The following is an 18,924-nucleotide window of genomic DNA, read 5'->3' on the forward strand; positions in this document are numbered from 1 at the left end:
GTTTTTACAGAAAAATTATATTAAAATACATAACTGACTTGCGCAGCCCTTGTAGATCCGGGCTGCCTCTTTCATTACTAACCATCCGCCGCGTTTCCTTAATTTATTTGCGCCCGGATGATCGAAATGTATCAACGGGACCGGTCCCGCAGATGCGTCAGATTACAAAGGAGGTCAGGGTCCATACCCGTATCTATGAATCAGCTCAGTACAACCTATACCCTCGGTATCGATATCGGCTCCACCACCGTAAAGGTGGCTCTGCTGGATCAGGAATACCATATCATTTTTTCCGATTATGAACGCCACTATGCCAATATCCAGGAGACCCTGGCGGGACTTTTAAAAAAGGCCTGCGCTCAGACAGGCCCTGTTTTTGTGATGCCTGTGATCACCGGCTCCGGCGGCCTGACTCTCTCTTCCCATTTAAACGCGCCCTTTGTCCAGGAGGTAGTGGCCGTGGCCTCCTCGCTCCAGGACTATGCCCCCCATACCGACGTAGCCATTGAGCTGGGCGGCGAGGACGCCAAGATCATTTACTTTACCGGCGGCATTGACCAGCGCATGAATGGAATCTGCGCCGGCGGCACCGGTTCCTTTATCGATCAGATGGCATCCCTTCTGCAGACCGATGCCTCCGGCTTAAACGAGTACGCCAGGGATTATAAGGCTATTTATCCCATCGCAGCCCGCTGCGGTGTATTTGCCAAATCCGATATCCAGCCCCTGATCAATGACGGTGCTACCCGGGAGGATCTGGCCGCTTCCATTTTCCAGGCAGTGGTCAACCAGACCATCAGCGGTCTGGCCTGCGGAAAACCCATCCGTGGAAACGTAGCCTTTCTGGGCGGCCCCCTTCATTTCCTCCCGGAGCTGCGAAAGGCTTTCATCCGCACTCTGCACTTAACTCCAGAGCAGGTCATCGCCCCGGATCATTCCCATCTTTTTGCCGCCATCGGCGCTGCCATGAATCCCAGAGAGGGCCAGCAGCCAAAGGCCATCACAGAACTGATCGAGACCCTGTCCTCCGGTGTTCAGATGGATTTTGAGGTTAAGCGCATGGATCCTCTCTTTGAGAACCAGGCCGACTATGAGGCATTTCTGGCCGATCACGCCCACAATCATGTAAAGTCCGCGGATCTGGCTTCTTATGAGGGACTCTGCTATCTTGGAATTGATGCTGGCTCCACCACGACCAAGGCAGCTCTTGTAGGTGAGGACGGAAGCCTTCTGTACCGTTTCTACGAAAATAATAACGGCAGTCCCTTGGCGGCCGCCATCCGGGCCATCACTGAAATCAAGTCCCGGATCCCGGATACGGCAAAGATTGCATACTCCTGCTCCACCGGCTACGGAGAGGCCCTGTTAAAGGCTGCTTTCCTGTTGGATGAAGGGGAAGTGGAAACAATTTCCCACTATTATGCCGCTGCCTTCTTCGACCCGGAGGTGGACTGTATACTGGACATCGGCGGACAGGATATGAAATGTATCCGCATCAAGGACGGCACGGTAGACAGCGTACAGCTAAACGAGGCCTGTTCCTCCGGCTGCGGTTCCTTTATCGAAACCTTTGCAAAAAGTCTAAACTACAGCGTGATGGATTTCGCCAGGGAGGCCCTGTTTGCCAAAAATCCTACAGATCTTGGAACCCGCTGCACCGTGTTTATGAACTCCAACGTAAAGCAGGCACAGAAGGAAGGGGCTACCGTAGCAGATATCTCCGCAGGTCTGGCTTATTCTGTCATTAAAAATGCGCTGTTTAAGGTTATCAAGATCACAAATGCCTCTGATCTCGGCCGTCATGTAGTGGTTCAGGGCGGTACCTTTTACAATGACGCAGTGCTTAGAAGCTTTGAGAAAATCTCTGGCTGCCGGGCTGTCCGCCCTGATATCGCGGGCATCATGGGAGCCTTTGGAGCGGCGCTGATTGCAAAGGAGCGCTACCATATGGGCGGAGAAAAGGAGACGACCACTCTGCCTCTGGACAAGATCATTTCCTTAAATTATAAGACCTCCATGACACGGTGCAAGGGCTGCAACAATCACTGTGTCCTTACCGTCAACCAGTTTGGCGGAGGCCGCCGCTACATATCCGGCAACCGCTGTGAACGCGGGCTGGGGCTTGAAAAGGCCAAAAAAGAGATTCCCAATCTCTTTGACTATAAGTACCGCCGGATGTTCGGCTATGAGCCTCTCCCCATGGATGAGGCTGACCGCGGCACGGTAGGCATACCCAGAGTCTTAAATATGTACGAGAATTTCCCCTTCTGGGCCGTATTCTTTAAGAAGCTGCGCTATCATGTGATCCTCTCCCCTCAGTCCACCAGACAGCTTTACGAGCTTGGCATTGAATCCATCCCCAGTGAATCGGAATGCTATCCGGCCAAGCTGGTTCACGGCCATGTGTCATGGCTCATCCGACAGGGCGTGAAGTTTATCTTCTACCCCTGCATCCCCTATGAGCGCAATGAAAGCCCTGAGGCAGGCAACCACTATAACTGCCCCATGGTCACCTCCTATGCGGAAAATATCAAGAACAACGTAGAGGCGCTGGAAGAAGAAAAGGTGCATTTCATGAATCCATTCATGGCCTTTACCAACGAACAGGTGCTGACTGAGGCCCTGGTAACAGAATTTTCCAAAACCTTCCAGATCCCAGCAGCAGAGATCCGCATGGCAGCACACGCAGGCTGGCAGGAGCTGATCGCTTCCAGAGAAGATATGAAGAAAAAAGGGGAGGAAACCCTGGACTGGATGAAGGAACACGGCAGGCGGGGCATCGTCCTGGCGGGCCGCCCCTACCATGTGGATCCGGAGATCCACCACGGTATCCCGGAACTTATCACCTCCTACGGCTTTGCGGTGCTGACCGAGGATTCCGTTTCCCATCTGGGAAAGGTGGAGCGCCCTCTGGTGGTAACAGATCAGTGGATGTATCACTCCCGCCTCTATGCGGCCGCCAGTTTTGTAAAGACAAGAGACGATCTGGATCTGATCCAGCTAAACTCCTTTGGCTGCGGCCTGGACGCCGTTACCACAGATCAGGTATCTGATATTCTTACCCGATCCGGCAAGATCTACACGGTGCTGAAAATCGACGAGGTCAACAACCTGGGAGCTGCCCGGATCCGGATCCGTTCCCTGATCGCGGCCCTGCGCGTGCGGGATCAGCGCCATTATGAGCGCCGGGTGGTATCCAGCGCCTATAACCGGGTGGTATTTACAAAGGAGATGAAGAGGGACTATACCCTTCTCTGCCCCCAGATGTCACCCATTCACTTTGACCTCATCGAACCTGCCGTGAGAGCCTTTGGATACCATATAGAGGTTCTTCAAAATCACAACAAAAATGCCGTGGATGTGGGCTTACAGTATGTAAATAATGACGCCTGCTATCCCTCCCTGATCGTGATCGGCCAGATCATGGACGCCCTCTTGTCAGGAAAATACGATTTAAACCGCACGGCGGTCCTCATGAGCCAGACCGGCGGCGGCTGCCGTGCCTCCAACTATATCGGCTTTATCCGCCGGGCGCTGGAAAAGGCCGATATGCCCCAGATCCCCGTAATCTCTGTCAATGCCAACGGCATGGAAACCAACCCCGGCTTTTCCATCACCCTGCCTCTGCTCACAAAGGCCATGCAGGCGGTTGTATACGGCGATATCTTCATGCGGGTGCTCTACGCCACCCGTCCCTATGAGGCTGTACCGGGAAGCGCCGATGCCCTCCATGAGAAGTGGAAAAAACGCTGTATCGCATCTTTATCCAAGCGCTCTGCGGCCATGATGGAATTTGGCCGCAACATCAAGGGAATCATACGTGATTTTGACCAGCTGGAACGCAAAGACATCCAAAAACCAAAGGTTGGCATTGTAGGGGAGATCCTGGTAAAATTCTCTCCTCTGGCAAATAACCATATTGTTGAGCTGCTGGAATCCGAGGGTGCAGAAGCTGTAATGCCGGATCTGATGGATTTCCTGCTCTACTGTTTCTACAACAGCAATTTCAAGGCCGAGCACCTGGGCACGAAAAAATCCACTGCCCGGCTGTGCAACGCCGGAATCTCCCTGCTTGAATATTTTCGGCGAACTGCAAAGAAGGAACTGGCAGCAAGTAAGCATTTTGCTCCTCCCTCTGCTATCAATGAGCTGGCAAATATGGCAAAGGGCTTTGTTTCCCTTGGAAATCAGACTGGTGAAGGCTGGTTTTTAACCGGCGAGATGCTGGAACTGATCCACAGCGGTGTGAAAAATATCGTATGCACCCAGCCATTCGGCTGTCTGCCCAATCATATCGTAGGAAAGGGCGTGATCAAGGAACTGCGCAAAAACTATCCAGATTCCAATATCATTGCAGTAGACTACGATCCCGGCGCCAGCGAAGTAAACCAGTTAAACCGCATCAAGCTGATGCTGGCAACGGCTCAGAAAAACCTGAAAAAGGAGTTGGAGCCGAAAGTTTCCGTATAAACAGGCAAACGGCATCTGCCGCTTACACAGTATGTCAAATGGCCCGGAAAACACAGATAAAACAGTGTTTTCCGGGCCATTTTTATTCATGTATGAAGGGATCAGCTGTCCTAACCCTCGTACAGAGGATACTTCTCGCAGAGTTTTGTCACCTCTGCCCTGATATACTCTTTCTGCTTTTCAAAATCCGCGGCAGTAAGCCAGATGCACTCTGCAATCTTCTCCATATCTGCCTCCCTCAGGCCTCTTGTAGTCACAGCCGGGGTGCCGATGCGGACGCCGGAGGTGACAAAGGGGCTTCTTGGGTCGTTTGGAACGGTATTTTTATTCAGGGTAATAAATACTTCATCACAGCGATTCTGCAGTTCCTTGCCGGAGATCTCCATTCCCCGCAGATCCACCAGCATCAGGTGATTATCCGTACCGCCGGTCAGCAGCTTAAAGCCCTGCTTTTTAAGAGCCGACGCCAGAGCCTGGGCATTTAAAACAACCTGATGCGCATATTCCTTAAATTCAGGCTTTAACGCCTCGCCCAAGCATACTGCCTTGGCAGCGATGACGTGCTCTAAGGGGCCGCCCTGAGTTCCCGGAAAAATAGCCTTGTTGAAGTTAAACTTCTCCGCCGCCTCTTTATTTGCCAGAATCATACCGCCTCTGGGGCCTCGTAAGGTCTTGTGTGTAGTCGTGGTCACTACGTCTGCATAGGGGATGGGGCTTGGATGCTCTCCCGCTGCCACCAGGCCCGCGATATGAGCCATATCCACCATCAGATATGCGCCGACCCCATGAGCGATTTCACGGAACCTCTTAAAGTCAATGGTTCTTGCGTAGGCGCTGGCTCCTGCCACGATCAGCTTCGGCTTTGACTCCTTTGCCTTGCGCTCCACCTCGTCATAGTCAATAAATCCCTCATCATCCACCCCATAGGGAACAATGTTAAAATACATACCGGAAAAGTTTACAGGGCTGCCATGGGTCAGATGGCCCCCGTGATCCAGGTTCATGCCCATCACCGTATCTCCCGGCTTCAGCATAGCCAGGAAAACCGCCATATTTGCCTGCGCGCCGGAATGAGGCTGTACATTGGCATAATCGCACCCAAAGAGTTTCTTAGCCCGCTCAATGGCCAGGGTCTCTACGATATCCACACACTGACAGCCTCCGTAATAGCGTTTGCCGGAGTATCCTTCTGCATATTTATTCGTCAGAACCGTTCCCATCGCCATCATCACCGGTTCTGAAACAATGTTCTCCGAAGCGATCAGTTCCAGATTCTGCCGCTGACGTCTGCACTCCGCCTGGATCGCCTCGCCTACCTCTTTGTCATAGCCTGTGATAAAATCCATAACTGTATTTACCATTGAACCTACCATCCTTTCCGTTCTTTTTCTGCGATTATACTCCATCCGGCAGTAAAATGCAATACTGCCCCAGGCGGACAAAACTTCCCCTTATGTCCCTGTATTTTCCCGCGTCAGTCTCTGAATTTCCAGGCTTTTACCACCACCTGAAGGGTGCGGTTTCCGTTGTATTCATTGACAGTCGGATAGTAGATAATGTCGATCCCGCGGCGGCGGCCCATCTCCTCCAAAAATGCATCCCCGTCTCCGAAGATAATCCCATCCATGGAAAAGCCCCGCTCATTTGCCAGGGAAAGACGTACCACATTGCGGTTTCTTCCCATAACGCGGACGCTGCGGACAGTCATGGATTTCTGCGCAAACTGCGGTTTTTCATTTCCCTGTCCAAATGGTTCCAGACGTTCCAGATCACCGATCAGTTCCTCGGTCACATACTCAAAAGGCATTGCTGCATCGATCCATACTCTGGGGATAAAATCGTCCTCTGTGAGCCTGTCCTCTGCATTTTCATTGAGCCGCCTGCGAAACTCGCCGATATCCGACTCTTCCAGTGAAAAACCTGCCGCCATAGGATGGCCGCCGAATTTCAGCAGCAGATCCTTTACCTCCACCAGGGCATGGAACATATGGTAGGCTTCAATGGAACGCCCGGAGCCCTTGGCACAGCCCTCAGCCCGTGTGAGGACGAAAACAGGCTTATTGTACCGCTCCCTGATCCGCCCCGCCACGATCCCTGCCAGAGATTCATGGCAGTCGGGCAGAAAAATCACCAGCACCTTGTCCCTAGAAAGTTCCTTTTCCACCTGATCTGCTGCGGCCTCTACGTTTTCCTGGGTCATGGCCTTTCGTTTGTCATTTAATTCCTTTAGTTCCTCTGCAATCTCATCCGCTCTGGCCGGATCCCCGCACAGCAAAAGTTCCACCGCAAGCTCTGCTGTCTGCAGGCGTCCGCTGGCGTTTAAGCATGGCCCAAGAACAAAACCAATATGGTAAGCGCTGATATTGGCAGGGTCAATGGCATTTTTAAGGATAAGACTCTTCAGTCCCGGGTTCCCTGTGCAGGCCAGCCGTTTCAGACCCTCCTTTACCACAATGCGGTTTTCATCCTTTAGCTTCATCACATCGCCAACCGTAGCGACGGCGGCAAACTCCAGAAGTTCCAGCCACTCCTGACGATCAATGCCGTATGAATCATACAGTGCTCCGATAAGCTTAAATGCCACCATGGCCCCGCAGATCTCCGGCCAGGGATACCGGCTGTCCCTGCGCTTTGGATTGACAATGGCATCTGCCGGGGGCATCAGGTCTGCCCCAGTCTCCCCATCAGTCTGGATATCATGATGATCCGTAATAATCACCTCCAGGCCAAGCTCCTTTGCCCTGGCGATCTGGCTGATGGCCGCAATGCCGTTGTCGCAGGTAACAAGCGTCTCGATCCCGTCTGCGGCGGCCGCCTCTATGATCTGTTCATTGATCCCATAACCATCTCGGATCCGCTCCGGGATCACATAGTCCGCATCTGCCCCGATCCGTGCAAATCCCTTGTACAAAACAGCCGTGGCGCACACACCGTCAATGTCGTAATCCCCTACGATCCGCAGGCGGCGTTTTTCCTTTACTGCCCTGCGGATCCGTCTTACAGCCTCTTCCATATCGGGCAAAAGCCCAGGGGAATAAAGATCCTCCAGGCTTCCGTTTAAATAGCGGTCAAACGCCGCCTCATCCTCTATATCTCTGTTGCGTATGATTCTGGCTGTGACCGGGCTTATATCAAACCGGGCCGCCAGGCCGTCAAAATCCGCTTTCTTTGCGTGCAGCATCCAGATAGACTCTGTCATCTTGCCGTCCCTTTCTTATATCCTTTGTCAACCGTCTCCCTGACGGTCTTTACTCTTCTTTTTCCGCTGCCTCTCCTGGAATCAGCAGGCCAAGCAAACCGCCCGCCACTGCCGGCAGGATCCATCCAAGTCCCGGCTCATATCCCGGCAGCTGACGGATAAGACCTGTAAGTCCGAACATACTGATCTTTGCCTGATCCAGTGCCCAGACCACACTGACCACAGCCGTAAACAGGATAGACAGACGGTATACCCAGGTTCTCTTTCCAGCAGCCCGGCTGGCAAAAGCCAGAGCAATCAGCACAATGGCGATGGGGTAGATGGCGTTCAGTACGGGAACGGAATACTTTAAGATCCGATCCAGACCTGCGCTGGAGATCAGAAGGCTCACCAGGGCAAAAATTACCGCCCATACCCGGTAGCCGATTTTAGGCGCCAGCATGGAAAAATACTGGCTGCAGCAGCTGATCAGCCCTACACAGGTATTTAAACAGGCAATAAAGAAGATCACGCCCAGGATTACCATTCCCGACGCCCCAAAAAGGTTGCCTGCCACAAAGGTAAGAATCCTGGCTCCGTTGGCCCCCTCTCCCGCCTGCTGTCCCACCGGACCTCCGATAAAAGCAAGGGCAGCATAAACAAGAGACAGAAGAACCCCTGCCACTGCACCGGCCTTTACGGTCTCCCGCACCACAGAGTCCTCTCTGGATATTCCCTTATTTTTAATATTCAGGGCAATAATAATGCCGAAATTGAGGGCAGCCAGCGTATCCATTGTCTGATATCCCTCTGTAAATCCCCTTACAGAGGCACCGGCAGCAAACTCCGCCTCAGGGGCTCCCGGCGCTCCCATGCTCCAGATCAGACTGCCTGTAAAGAGCACCGCAATCAGCACAAGCAGAGCCGGACACATTACCTTTCCCAAACGTTCGGATAAGGTTTCCGGATGAAAAGACAAAAGAAGGGCCGTCCCAAAAAATACAAGAGAATAGCCCAGCTGCGCGCCAAACTGCACCGTCATCCCCGTACCGCCTAAAGGCGCTCCCAGATGAACGCCTGCCCCTGTGAGAATGGGAAGAACCGTCATTTCAAAGGAGGTGCTTGCTGTTCTTGGAATCGCCAGAAAGGGGCCGATCGCCAGATAAGCCGTCAATGTAAATATGAGAGCAAAGCTTTTTCCCACTCTGCCTGACAGCTTTTCCAGACCGCCTGACAGCGCCACCGCAGCGACGCCAAGTACCGGAAACCCTACTGCGCTGATCAAAAAACCTGCCATGGCAGGAATCACCTCACTGCCCGCCCTTGCGGCCAGATAGGGCGGAAAAATAAGATTTCCCGCCCCAAAAAACATAGAAAACAATGTAAATCCCACCAGAAGAAGATTCTGAAGGGAAAGCTTTTGTACTTTCATAGCCCGTCACCTGCCTTTATCAGATTTGCCTGTATCCGCGGATATATTCTCCTGGGAAACTTTCTTCATCATACCATATTCCTGTGTATGTTTCAACTGCGGCGGCAACCTCCTGCTGCATATGCAAAAAAACCGTAAAGCAGGCTCCGCTCTGCCTTGAAAGCGCAGCACACTTCCTGGACTGCCCTCTCCCTTCCATCGGAGCGCAGTATGGCCGGTTTGATACATCTTCAAAAAAGTAATTGACAACTTTTGATATCTGCCTTATAATAATGACTGTTCGCGCAGGTGTAGTTCAATGGTAGAACACTAGCCTTCCAAGCTAGATACGTGGGTTCGATTCCCATCACCTGCTTTTTGTTTACAGCGGAATCCCCTGATTATCAGGGCATTCCGCTGTTTTTGTTTGCCCCATGGCTGAATCGTTACAAAATAATAAAAACTCTGCAAAAACAGGTTGACGCTGGACCGAAGCAGGAGTATACTGCATATAGTTACAATTCTTCGGGGCAGGGTGAGATTCCCTACCGGCGGTATAGTCCGCGACCCGCTTAGGGCGGCTGATCCGGTGTAATTCCGGAACCGACAGTTACAGTCTGGATGAGAGAAGAATGCAGAATCACCATAGTGTGGACATTCTGCACAGACACGCATTTTATATCCCGGAGGATCCAAGATCTGCCGGGATTTTTTATATTATGCCCTGGCAGATCCCATTTATTGGGCGTCTCAAAACAGTTGCGTTTCACCTGTATCCTGTACATGAAACCATTTTGCGGCAGCCCTGTCAAAAAAGGAGGATCTGAAAATGAAACTGAAAACGAAACAGGTTGTACTGATGGGAATGTTTGGTGCTCTGGCGGCTGTGCTGATGCTTTTTGAAGTGCCTCTTCCATTCATCGCGCCAAGCTTCTACGGCCTTGATATTTCCGAAGTTCCGGTACTGGTAGGCACCTTTGCCATGGGGCCTGTGGCCGGAATTGTGATCGAAGCGGTAAAGATCCTGGTAAAGCTTCTCCTCAAGCCTTCCACCACTGGCTTTGTAGGGGAATTTGCCAATTTTGTAATCGGCTGCTCTCTCGTGGTTCCCGCCGGTCTGATCTACCGCCGTCACAAGACCAAGGGAAGCGCTGTCCTTGCCATGGCTGTGGGAACCATACTTATGGCCATTGCAGGAGCCGTACTCAACGCCCTGGTGATGATTCCCTTTTATTCCCATTTTATGCCGCTGGAAAACATTCTTGCAGCAGGGGCCGCTATCCAGCCGGCAGTCAGCAGTGTGTGGGGACTGGCTATCTTCTGCGTAGCGCCCTTTAATCTTTTAAAGGGCGCCATCGTTTCCCTTCTCACTGCCCTGGTCTACAAGCGCATCAGCAGCCTGATCCACAGTACAGACTGTGAAAAATGCGCCGCCTGACCGTGAAAAAATACATCTGAAAAAAGTTTTAAAAAAACAAAAAAAGTACTTGCATTTATTCACGAAGTATGATAAAGTATAACACGTTGACACGGCAAGTGTCGCGGATGAGTCTGTAGCTCAGTTGGATAGAGCAACGGCCTTCTAAGCCGTGGGTCGGGGGTTCGAATCCCTTCAGGCTCATTGAGCGTAAGCTCTAATTGAATGAAATATGGTGGGTATGGCGAAGTTGGTTATCGCGCCAGATTGTGGCTCTGGAGGCCGAGGGTTCGAATCCCTCTACTCACCCTTTCCTCTTTTCGCGATGATGAGAAGAGGATTTTTTAATATAATGGGCTGTCGCCAAGCGGTAAAGGCACAGGACTTTGACTCCTGCATACGAGGGTTCGAATCCCGCCAGCCCAGTAACGCCAATGAGCCGGAAACCTTTGATTTGTTAAGGTTTCCGGCTCATTCTTTGTGCATTGGGGAAGCATAAAGCGAAACGAAAAGATGCCGATTGTAATCATGCGGCAGTTTTAAGGCCGAGCGTATGACGAGGTTCATAAATCACATCATTTTCTAAAGACAGCAGCAAAAAAGAGAGACCTGTTTCAGATCCGTGTTATATCATCAACAATACGTTTATATTTTAATATTTTATAACTTCAAATACACAAAAGCCCCGTAAGTTTTACACTTACGAGGCTCTCAACGTGCGCCAAAGAAGATTCGAACTCCCGACACTACGGTCCGTAGCCGTATGCTCTATCCAGCTGAGCTATTGACGCATCCTGGTGCTTTGGCCTGTCTGCCTCAGCAACGTAGATCATTATATTATATCAAACAGCAAATGTCAATAGTTTTTTTATTTTTTTTGAAAGACAGCGCGGAAAGTTTCTGCGGCCCCCTTCCGCGCTGTGCTGTCAGACATTTTTCATTTTTACAGCATGATATATTTCCCTACAAACAGCGCCGCCAGAACATACATCAGCGCACTGATCTTCTTTTCCTTCGCCTTTCCCGTAAACACATTGATCACAACGTATGCAATCACTCCCATGGCAATGCCTTCGGATATACTGTACATAAACGGCATGGCAATAATGGAGATATAGGCAGGGATAGCCTCTGTGAAGTCATCAAAGTCAATCTTTGTAATTGAGGTCAGCATCAGGAAACCTACCACTACCAGAGCCGGAGCCGTGGCAAAAGACGGAATAGCCAGAAAAATCGGAGACAGGAACAGCGACAGACCAAACAGGATTGCCGCTACAATGGCCGTCAGGCCGGTGCGCCCGCCTTCTGCCACACCGGATGCGCTCTCTACAAAGGTGGTGGTGGTAGAAGTGCCCAGCACTGCACCTACAGAGGTTCCGATGGCATCCGACAGCAGAGCACCGCGGATCCTCGGAAGCCTTCCGTCCTTATCCAGCATATCCGCCTTGGACGCCACACCGATGAGCGTTCCCAGCGTGTCAAAAAGATCCACAAACAGGAAGGCAAACATGACTACAAAGAAATCCAGGCTAAGGATGCCTGAAAAGTCCATCTGCATCAGAGTGGGAGCAATACTTGGAATACGGATCCCTCCTGAGAAATCCGGCAGCAGGCTGTACATTCCGATCTCTGGATTGATCTGATACAGGCCGGTAAGCTGACAGAGAATGCCAAGGCCCCAGGTAATCAGAATTCCCCAGAGAATGTTTCCCTTAACCCCCTTAACAACCAGAATGCCCGTAATGAGAATCCCTGCCAAAGCCAGGACTACAGTGATCCCTTCACTGTTAAACATACCGTTTGATACGGAATTTTTAAAGGAATACACACCTACCAGGGTAGCGCTGTCCACTACGATCTTGGCATTCTGCAAGCCGATAAACGCGATGAACAGACCGATGCCTACTGAAACCGCGTGCTTTAAATTCATGGGGATTGCATTAAAAATAGCTTCCCGCACGCTGGTCAGAGACAAAAGAATAAATACAATTCCTTCAATAAACACGGCTGCCAGGGCCGTCTGCCAGCTGTAGCCCATCTGCAGAACTACAGTATAGGCAAAATAGGCGTTTAAGCCCATGCCCGGAGCAAGCACAAAGGGATAGTTTGCAAATGCCGCCATCATCACAGTAGCGATCAGGGCCGCTAAAGCCGTTGCGGTAAAGACAGCTCCGCTGTCCATACCGCAGGCGCTTAAAACACTTGGATTGACTGCCAGAATATAGGCCATCGTCATAAAGGTGGTCACACCCGCGATCACCTCTGTTTTCACATCCGTCTTATTTTCTTTCAGGTGAAATATTTTCTCCAGATCCATACAATTTTCCTCCTACTTTTTCATTCCTAAACTGTGTTTCCCCAAAGGAAACCTCCAGAATTTCCTGCCGTTCCACATCAATAAGGCCGCAGGTATTAAGACGCAGCGCCGGGATCACCGGAAGACTTACAAACGCCAGAGTCATAAAGGGGTCAATCCCTTCCCTGACACCGAGACCGGCCGCCAGCCTCTTAAGTTCTTCCAGTTTCTCATCCACTGCCTGCGCGGTCATCGGGGTCATAAGCCCTCCGATGGGAAGAGGCAGGATCCCCAGAAGCGTTCCTCCCTTTACAACGGCAATCCCTCCTTCTGCCTTGCGCACCGCCTCTGCTGCCAGAGCCATATCGCTGTCACTCACACCGGCCACGATCAGATTGTGGGAATCATGGGCTACGCTGGTGGCTACCGCCCCGGCTTTTAAACCATATCCGCCCAAAAATCCGACCCCTTTGTGTCCTGTTCCTTTATGACGCTCAAATACCGCCAGTTTTACGATATCTCTGGCCGGATCCACCCCTGGCGGAAAACCGGCAACGTGTGTCCATGGTTCCAGCCGCTCCCTCGTCAGCAGTTCTTTCGGAGTCAGCTGAATGACCCTTACTGTATCTCCTTCCGGCTCCAGCTTTAGATCCTGCGTACGGACAGGAGCCATGCGGAACGAATGGAACACGCTCTGAAAGGACTCTCCCCCCAAACCGTCCGCCCCCTTTTTGCAGACAGCCGACGGGATACCCTTGTGGAGTACCCGGCCATTTTCCGCAGCCAGGCGACCATTTTTATAGACCCGTTCTACCCTCATCTCCTCCAGATCCGTAAGCACAGCCAGATCAGCCCTGTACCCCGGAGCCACGGCTCCATTTTCCCGAAGCCCGAAATACCGGGCCGGGTACAGCGTAGCCATCAATACTGCCGTTACCGGATCAGCTCCCAGCAAAACTGCCCTGCGGATGATCCAGTCCATGTGGCCCAGACGCCTTAAATCCCCTGGATGCTTATCGTCTGTGACGAACATACACCGGCTGGCCCATGGGTCTTTGCAGAGGGAGATCAGCGCCTCCAGATTCCTGGCTGCCGTCCCTTCCCTTATCATAATCCACTGGCCGCGCCGCAGCTTTTGGAGCGCCTCCTCCTTTTTACAGCACTCGTGATCGGAAGCCACGCCTGCAGTGCAGTAGGCATTGAGCGCCTTTCCGGAAAGTCCCGGAGCATGGCCGTCCACTCTCTTTTTCATCCTGGCAGCGTCTTCCAGCTTTGAAAGTACCCCATCCTCTGCCGCGATGGTTCCCGGAGCATTCATCAGCTCTGCCAGCCCCAGAACCCGGTCATTGTCATAAAAACGCCGAAGCTCCTCTGCCTGCAGAACTGCCCCCGACTCCTCCATAGCCGCAGCAGGAACGCAGGAAGGAAGCATAACATACACATCCAGCAAAAGTCCTTCCGTTTCCCGGAGCATATACTCGATCCCCTCCGTTCCAGCCACATTGGCAATCTCGTGGGGATCCGTGACCACTGCTGTCGTTCCATGGGGCAGCACTGCCCTCTCAAACTCCTCCGGCCGTACCATGGAGCTTTCCAGATGGATATGGCCGTCAATAAAGCCCGGACAGATAATCCGTCCTGTCAGGTCATGCTCCTCTTCTCCCCTGTAAGCGCCGATTCCCACAATGAAACCGTCCTGCACTGCCACATCTGCCTCTTCAAGCTCTCTGGTGAACACGTTCAGCACCTTTGCGCCTTTCAGTACAAGTCCAGCCCGCTTCACCCCCGAAGCGGCCAGGATCCGCTCTCTCAACGCCTCCTTATACGATGTGTTAAATGTCTTTCTCATGGAGCTTTCATCCCCCTTTCTGATACAGCCCGCACATCATTTCCATTTATTTACACGCTTTGTGCATAAAAAAACACCGCCGTTCCTCTGCTTTCACATACGCTCCCGCTGTGAAACACAATAGACAACTATTTGCGGTAGTTAATAGAGACGCTCAGCCAATGGTAAACCCCTGTGAGTTTCATGTAAAATCAACTTTTTCGTTCAGAATTGTTTTATAATTTAAATCATATCATACAACTTGTGTGTTGTCAATCAAGCAACCAGGCAACTATCAGAATATCCTTTACATTCCACGCAGCATCTCCTTTCGGCGCACAGCAAAAAGCAGAACACCATCGCAAAGATAGTGTCCTGCTGTTATTTTCATCCCATAACGCACGTTTGCTGCAGGATTACCTACAGATAATGCTGATGAAACCTGGCCTTTCCGTCTTCTCCTATTTCCATAATCATATAAGACGGCCGCCTTCCTTCCTGCCGTGGATAAGACAAGCTGCCAGGATTTAAAAGAATCAGTTCCTTCTCACCTTCCTGCCGGTCGATCTCAAAAAACGGCCGGTGCGTATGGCCGAACATAGCGATATCAAAGCCTCTTTCTCTGGCCTCTCTCCTGAGGTACTCCGTACTCAGAGAAACATTATAATAATGGCCATGGGTCAGAAGCGCCCTGTATGTTCCGATCATAAGGTCACGTTCCCGTTCCAGATGGGAAAAAAAGTCGTTATTGCCCAGAACCATTTCCAGTTCGCAGCCAGGTCCTGCCCACCTGGCAATCTCATATTCGCTTCCCTCCGCATCTCCCAGATGGATCAGCATATCAAACGGCTTTGTCTGCTCCATGACCCACTGCAGATTTCCGTCTTTTCTATGGGTATCGCTGACGATCAGTATCTTCATACCCTGTTTCCTTCCTCCATATTATGACTTCCCCCCGCACGGATACCTGTTCCCATATCAGCCAAGCTCCTTCTTCAGCGCCTTTTTCATGGCCTCCAGCGCTTTTCCCCTGTGGCTGATCCGATTCTTCTCCTCCATTGTCAGCTCTGCGGATGTCTTCCCAAACTCAGGCAGATATAAAATAGGATCGTAGCCAAAGCCTCCCTTTCCTGCCGGCTCCTCTGCAATCAGCCCTTCCATATACTCCTCTGTCTGAATAACGCGGCCGTCAGGCAGCACAGCCGTAATATTGCAGGCAAAACGGGCGCTTCGCTCCTTTCCGCTGACCCCCGCAAGACGCTCAATAATACTGCGGTTTTTGATTTCATAGGAGGTATTCTCTCCCATATATCGGGCGGAGTAGACTCCCGGCTCGCCTCCGATATAGTCTACCACCAGTCCGGAATCGTCTGCCAGGACAATGCCGCCGGTGCGCTCCCATACAGCCATTGCCTTGATACGGGCATTTTCCCCGAAGGTGGTTCCATCCTCTGTGATATCCAGCGTAACTCCGGCCTCCTTCATGGACAGAACCGGTATCCCCAGATCCTGTAAAATAGCGCGGATCTCCCGCATCTTGCCTTCATTACCTGTTGCAAAAATGATCGTTTGTTCCATCTCTTTTATCCTTTAATGTTGTGTTTCTCATCCCCCACAGACAAGGACGCCTGCAAAAGCCCTCCTCAGCCTCGGATGGTATATGCCTTCAGACAGAGATTACACTTCTGCGTCTCCTCCACGTGCTCCCAGAGGCTGCCGTCATGGCTTAAATATCCCTCCCCGTCTGTCAGATCCACATCGGCAATCCCGTCCCCCGCATCATACTCGATAGCTGCGGGATGTACCGTTCCCGGTGTTTTTATTTTTACTATTATAGCAAACTTTTCCCCTGTATCCAATAGTATTTTTTCATCAAAAGGAACCGTATAGTAGCCGGAATACATAAGCTTTCCTCTGGCAAGCAGCCTCCTGCTGTTTAAAGCCTGATCCATTCGGCCCCTCTGGCTTTCTTTTCCCGCCCCTGAGATCCCGCTTTCCACCTCCGGCAGATTTCTTGCCAGATATACCTCATATTCCGTATCCGGCCCGGTGGCATAAAATCCCGCTGCAGCCAGTTCTTCCTGCCCTTCCGCCCGATAGGCGTTGGCGGACCAGACCGTGTCCTGCCCATAGCCGATCTGTCCGATCCAGCCGCAGAGATCACTCTGATAAACTGCATCATAATTATCGGCTGGCTCAACCCCTGTATACACTACGTTGTGAACCCCTATGTTGGAGTCGTAATAGGATACATAAAAATACCCCTGATCGCCAAAATCCTCTCCCCAGCTGTTTGTGCAGATAAAGGCTCCGTCTCCCTCCAGATCCATATTGAAGTTTTCCTTCGGGTAGTCATCATCCCACCCGATGATGACAGAATCATGGTTGGGTTCTGCGGTCCCCACATAGCAGTAGGAGTTTGTGTCCCGGTTATAATATACAGATTCGCTGTCGTAATCCTGCATGGAGGTGTAAAGGGAACTCTGAACACCGCCCTTTAGGTACACGGCTCTCTTGATCGCCTCATAATCCTTAGACGGCAGAATCTGGATCTCCTGGACATGAACTCTCGGCTTTAAGCCACTGGGGGAAATACCGTCTCCATAAGGATCCTCCGACTCCCACACCGGCCCCTGCCAGCCCAGAAGATAGGCCATGGACATGGTATACTCTCCTCCTTCATCCTGTCCCAGAGAAAAGTGATTGTGCATGGACATATGATCCACGGAAAATGCAACTCTCTCTTCTGGAAGGAGGGAGGACTCTAATGCGGTCAGGGAAGCAAAGGCCCAGCAGGTGCCAAGAGACCCCTGATTGCCGATCTGGGGCGCACGGCCCACTTTTCTGTAGTCATAGGAGCGGGGAAGGGAGACTTCCTCCTGTATCCCCCGGTTCCAGATACGGGGAAAATGGGATTTTTTCTCCGCATTTAACCGGCTGTGGGACTCACTCTCTGTCCTCGGCTCCAGGCTCTTATCTTCCGCTGCGTCCTCACGGTTTCCGTCTGATGAAACAGCCGAAAAGAAAGAGGAACCATAACCGGCCCTGCCGCCGCATCCCTCTAAAAAAAGGGCCGAAGCCCCAAGGATGAGAGCAACCGCAAAAAACGCCCTCCTCCATTTATTCCTGCTTCTATCCCTGTTTCTCAATTCGATTCTCCTGACTGCGTCTTGGAGGCTTTGGGCCCATGAACTGATAGAAATAGGTTTTCAGCATACCATTATAAATCTTCCGGTTTTTATCCGCCTTCCGCCCAATACATTTTTCCGTATCTTCATAGGAAGTGATCAGATACATGGACCAGGCATCCAGCGCTGCATATCGCTCTCCAATTTCCCTATAAAGAGCAGGAAGGTTCTTTTTCTCCTCGATCCGTTCCCCATATGGCGGATTAGAAATGATAAATCCGTACTTTTTCGGATGGCTCAATGCGCTTACAGGGCGCTGTTGGAAATGGATCATGTGATCCACACCGGCGGACTGGGCGTTTGCCCTGGCGGCCTTTACGATATCTCCGTCAATGTCATATCCCTGGATATCTGCCTGGACATGGTCATCCAAAAGATCATTGGCTTCATCCATAGCCTCATACCAGCACTTGCGCCTGATTATATTTTTCCAGTCCTCTGCCAGAAATGACCGGTTCATGCCGGGAGCCATATTGGCCGCGATCATAGCCGCCTCAATGGGGAATGTACCGCTTCCGCAAAATGGATCTACCAGAATCCTATCCCTGTTCCACGGCGTTAAAAGAATCAGCGCTGCTGCCAGTGTCTCCGTGATCGGCGCCTTGCTTGTCAGGGTTCTATACCCCCTCTTGTGAAGAGAATCCCCGCTGGTATCGATTCCAATGATCACGATATCCTTATACAGGAATACCCGCAATGGAAAGCTGGCTCCGTTTTCAGGGAACCAGGTCACCTTATAGTGGCTTTTCATCCGCTCTACCATGGCTTTTTTCATAATAGACTGTATATCTGACGGACTGAACAGCCTGCTCTTGATAGAAGAGGCTTTGGCTACCCAGAATTTTCCATCTTCAGGAATCAATTCCTCCCAGGCAATCCCGCGGGTGCCCTGAAACAGTTCCTCAAAAGTCTCTGCCTTAAAGCTTCCTGCCTTCAGCAAAATACGCTCCGCCGTCCGCAAAAACACATTTGCCCTGCAGATGGCCTCATCATCTCCAATAAAGGTCACTCTTCCGTCCTCCACGGAAGTAATCTCATATCCCAGATCCAGGATCTCTTTTTTCAATACCGCCTCCAGGCCGAAATGACAGGGGGCGATCAGTTCATAGGTCTGTTTCAAGTGGTGCTCCTCTCTA

The 18,924-nt window shown here is 51.5% G+C and carries 11 protein-coding genes, 5 tRNA genes and 1 riboswitch; of the genes, 6 read left to right on the plus strand and 10 right to left on the minus strand.

Annotated features, from left to right (window positions below; translation table 11 throughout):
- Positions 1-195: 195 nt before the first annotated feature.
- Positions 196-4,470, plus strand: a complete 4,275-nt coding sequence (locus HW447_RS11685; protein WP_176255447.1) for a 2-hydroxyacyl-CoA dehydratase — start codon at positions 196-198, stop codon at positions 4,468-4,470.
- Positions 4,471-4,580: 110 nt separating this feature from the next.
- On the opposite strand, the gene glyA is transcribed toward HW447_RS11685, so the two are convergent.
- The 3 genes from glyA to brnQ form a co-directional block, all read right to left on the minus strand.
- Positions 4,581-5,831 carry a serine hydroxymethyltransferase gene (glyA, locus tag HW447_RS11690; protein ID WP_176255448.1) on the minus strand — a complete coding sequence of 417 codons (1,251 nt, stop codon included), beginning with the start codon at positions 5,829-5,831 and terminating at the stop codon, positions 4,581-4,583.
- Positions 5,832-5,944: 113 nt separating this feature from the next.
- Positions 5,945-7,669, minus strand: a complete 1,725-nt coding sequence (recJ, locus tag HW447_RS11695; protein WP_176255449.1) for a single-stranded-DNA-specific exonuclease RecJ — start codon at positions 7,667-7,669, stop codon at positions 5,945-5,947.
- A 49-nt stretch (positions 7,670-7,718) separates the two neighbouring features.
- Positions 7,719-9,080, minus strand: a complete 1,362-nt coding sequence (brnQ, locus tag HW447_RS11700; RefSeq protein WP_176255450.1) for a branched-chain amino acid transport system II carrier protein — start codon at positions 9,078-9,080, stop codon at positions 7,719-7,721.
- Between the two features lie 284 nt (positions 9,081-9,364).
- Between brnQ and HW447_RS11705 the strand changes: the two genes are divergently transcribed.
- The 5 genes from HW447_RS11705 (at position 9,365) to HW447_RS11725 (ending at position 10,902) form a co-directional block, all read left to right on the plus strand.
- Positions 9,365-9,435: transfer RNA gene (locus HW447_RS11705), tRNA-Gly, on the plus strand.
- Positions 9,436-9,576: 141 nt separating this feature from the next.
- Positions 9,577-9,696, plus strand: a riboswitch (FMN riboswitch).
- 192 nt (positions 9,697-9,888) lie between these two features.
- Positions 9,889-10,497 (plus strand): ECF transporter S component, encoded by a 609-nt coding sequence (locus tag HW447_RS11710; protein WP_176255451.1) that lies wholly within the window; start codon positions 9,889-9,891, stop codon positions 10,495-10,497.
- 109 nt (positions 10,498-10,606) lie between these two features.
- A tRNA-Arg gene (locus tag HW447_RS11715) sits at positions 10,607-10,680 on the plus strand.
- A gap of 31 nt (positions 10,681-10,711) precedes the next feature.
- A tRNA-His gene (locus HW447_RS11720) sits at positions 10,712-10,785 on the plus strand.
- Between the two features lie 44 nt (positions 10,786-10,829).
- Positions 10,830-10,902 (plus strand) — tRNA-Gln (locus HW447_RS11725).
- Between the two features lie 291 nt (positions 10,903-11,193).
- Here HW447_RS11725 and HW447_RS11730 read toward each other — a convergent pair.
- The 7 genes from HW447_RS11730 to HW447_RS11760 form a co-directional block, all read right to left on the minus strand.
- Positions 11,194-11,267, minus strand: a tRNA-Arg gene (locus HW447_RS11730).
- Between the two features lie 152 nt (positions 11,268-11,419).
- Positions 11,420-12,793, minus strand: a complete 1,374-nt coding sequence (locus tag HW447_RS11735; RefSeq protein WP_176255452.1) for an NCS2 family permease — start codon at positions 12,791-12,793, stop codon at positions 11,420-11,422.
- Positions 12,756-14,621, minus strand: a complete 1,866-nt coding sequence (gene ade / locus HW447_RS11740; RefSeq protein ID WP_176255453.1) for an adenine deaminase — start codon at positions 14,619-14,621, stop codon at positions 12,756-12,758. The genes HW447_RS11735 and ade overlap by 38 nt, the downstream gene beginning before the upstream one ends.
- Before the next feature lie 399 nt (positions 14,622-15,020).
- Complete coding sequence (locus HW447_RS11745; RefSeq protein ID WP_176255454.1) at positions 15,021-15,521, minus strand: YfcE family phosphodiesterase; 501 nt, start codon at positions 15,519-15,521, stop codon at positions 15,021-15,023.
- Between the two features lie 57 nt (positions 15,522-15,578).
- Complete coding sequence (gene rdgB / locus HW447_RS11750; protein WP_176255455.1) at positions 15,579-16,178, minus strand: RdgB/HAM1 family non-canonical purine NTP pyrophosphatase; 600 nt, start codon at positions 16,176-16,178, stop codon at positions 15,579-15,581.
- Between the two features lie 65 nt (positions 16,179-16,243).
- On the minus strand, positions 16,244-17,749 hold the full coding sequence (locus HW447_RS11755) for a lectin like domain-containing protein (RefSeq protein WP_243176284.1): 1,506 nt from the start codon (positions 17,747-17,749) through the stop codon (positions 16,244-16,246).
- Positions 17,733-18,908, minus strand: a complete 1,176-nt coding sequence (locus tag HW447_RS11760; RefSeq protein WP_176255456.1) for a THUMP domain-containing class I SAM-dependent RNA methyltransferase — start codon at positions 18,906-18,908, stop codon at positions 17,733-17,735. Before HW447_RS11760 ends, HW447_RS11755 begins: the two co-directional genes overlap by 17 nt.
- Positions 18,909-18,924: the final 16 nt, after the last annotated feature.

Source organism: Enterocloster alcoholdehydrogenati, assembly GCF_013282095.1.
Lineage (GTDB): Bacteria > Bacillota > Clostridia > Lachnospirales > Lachnospiraceae > Enterocloster > Enterocloster alcoholdehydrogenati.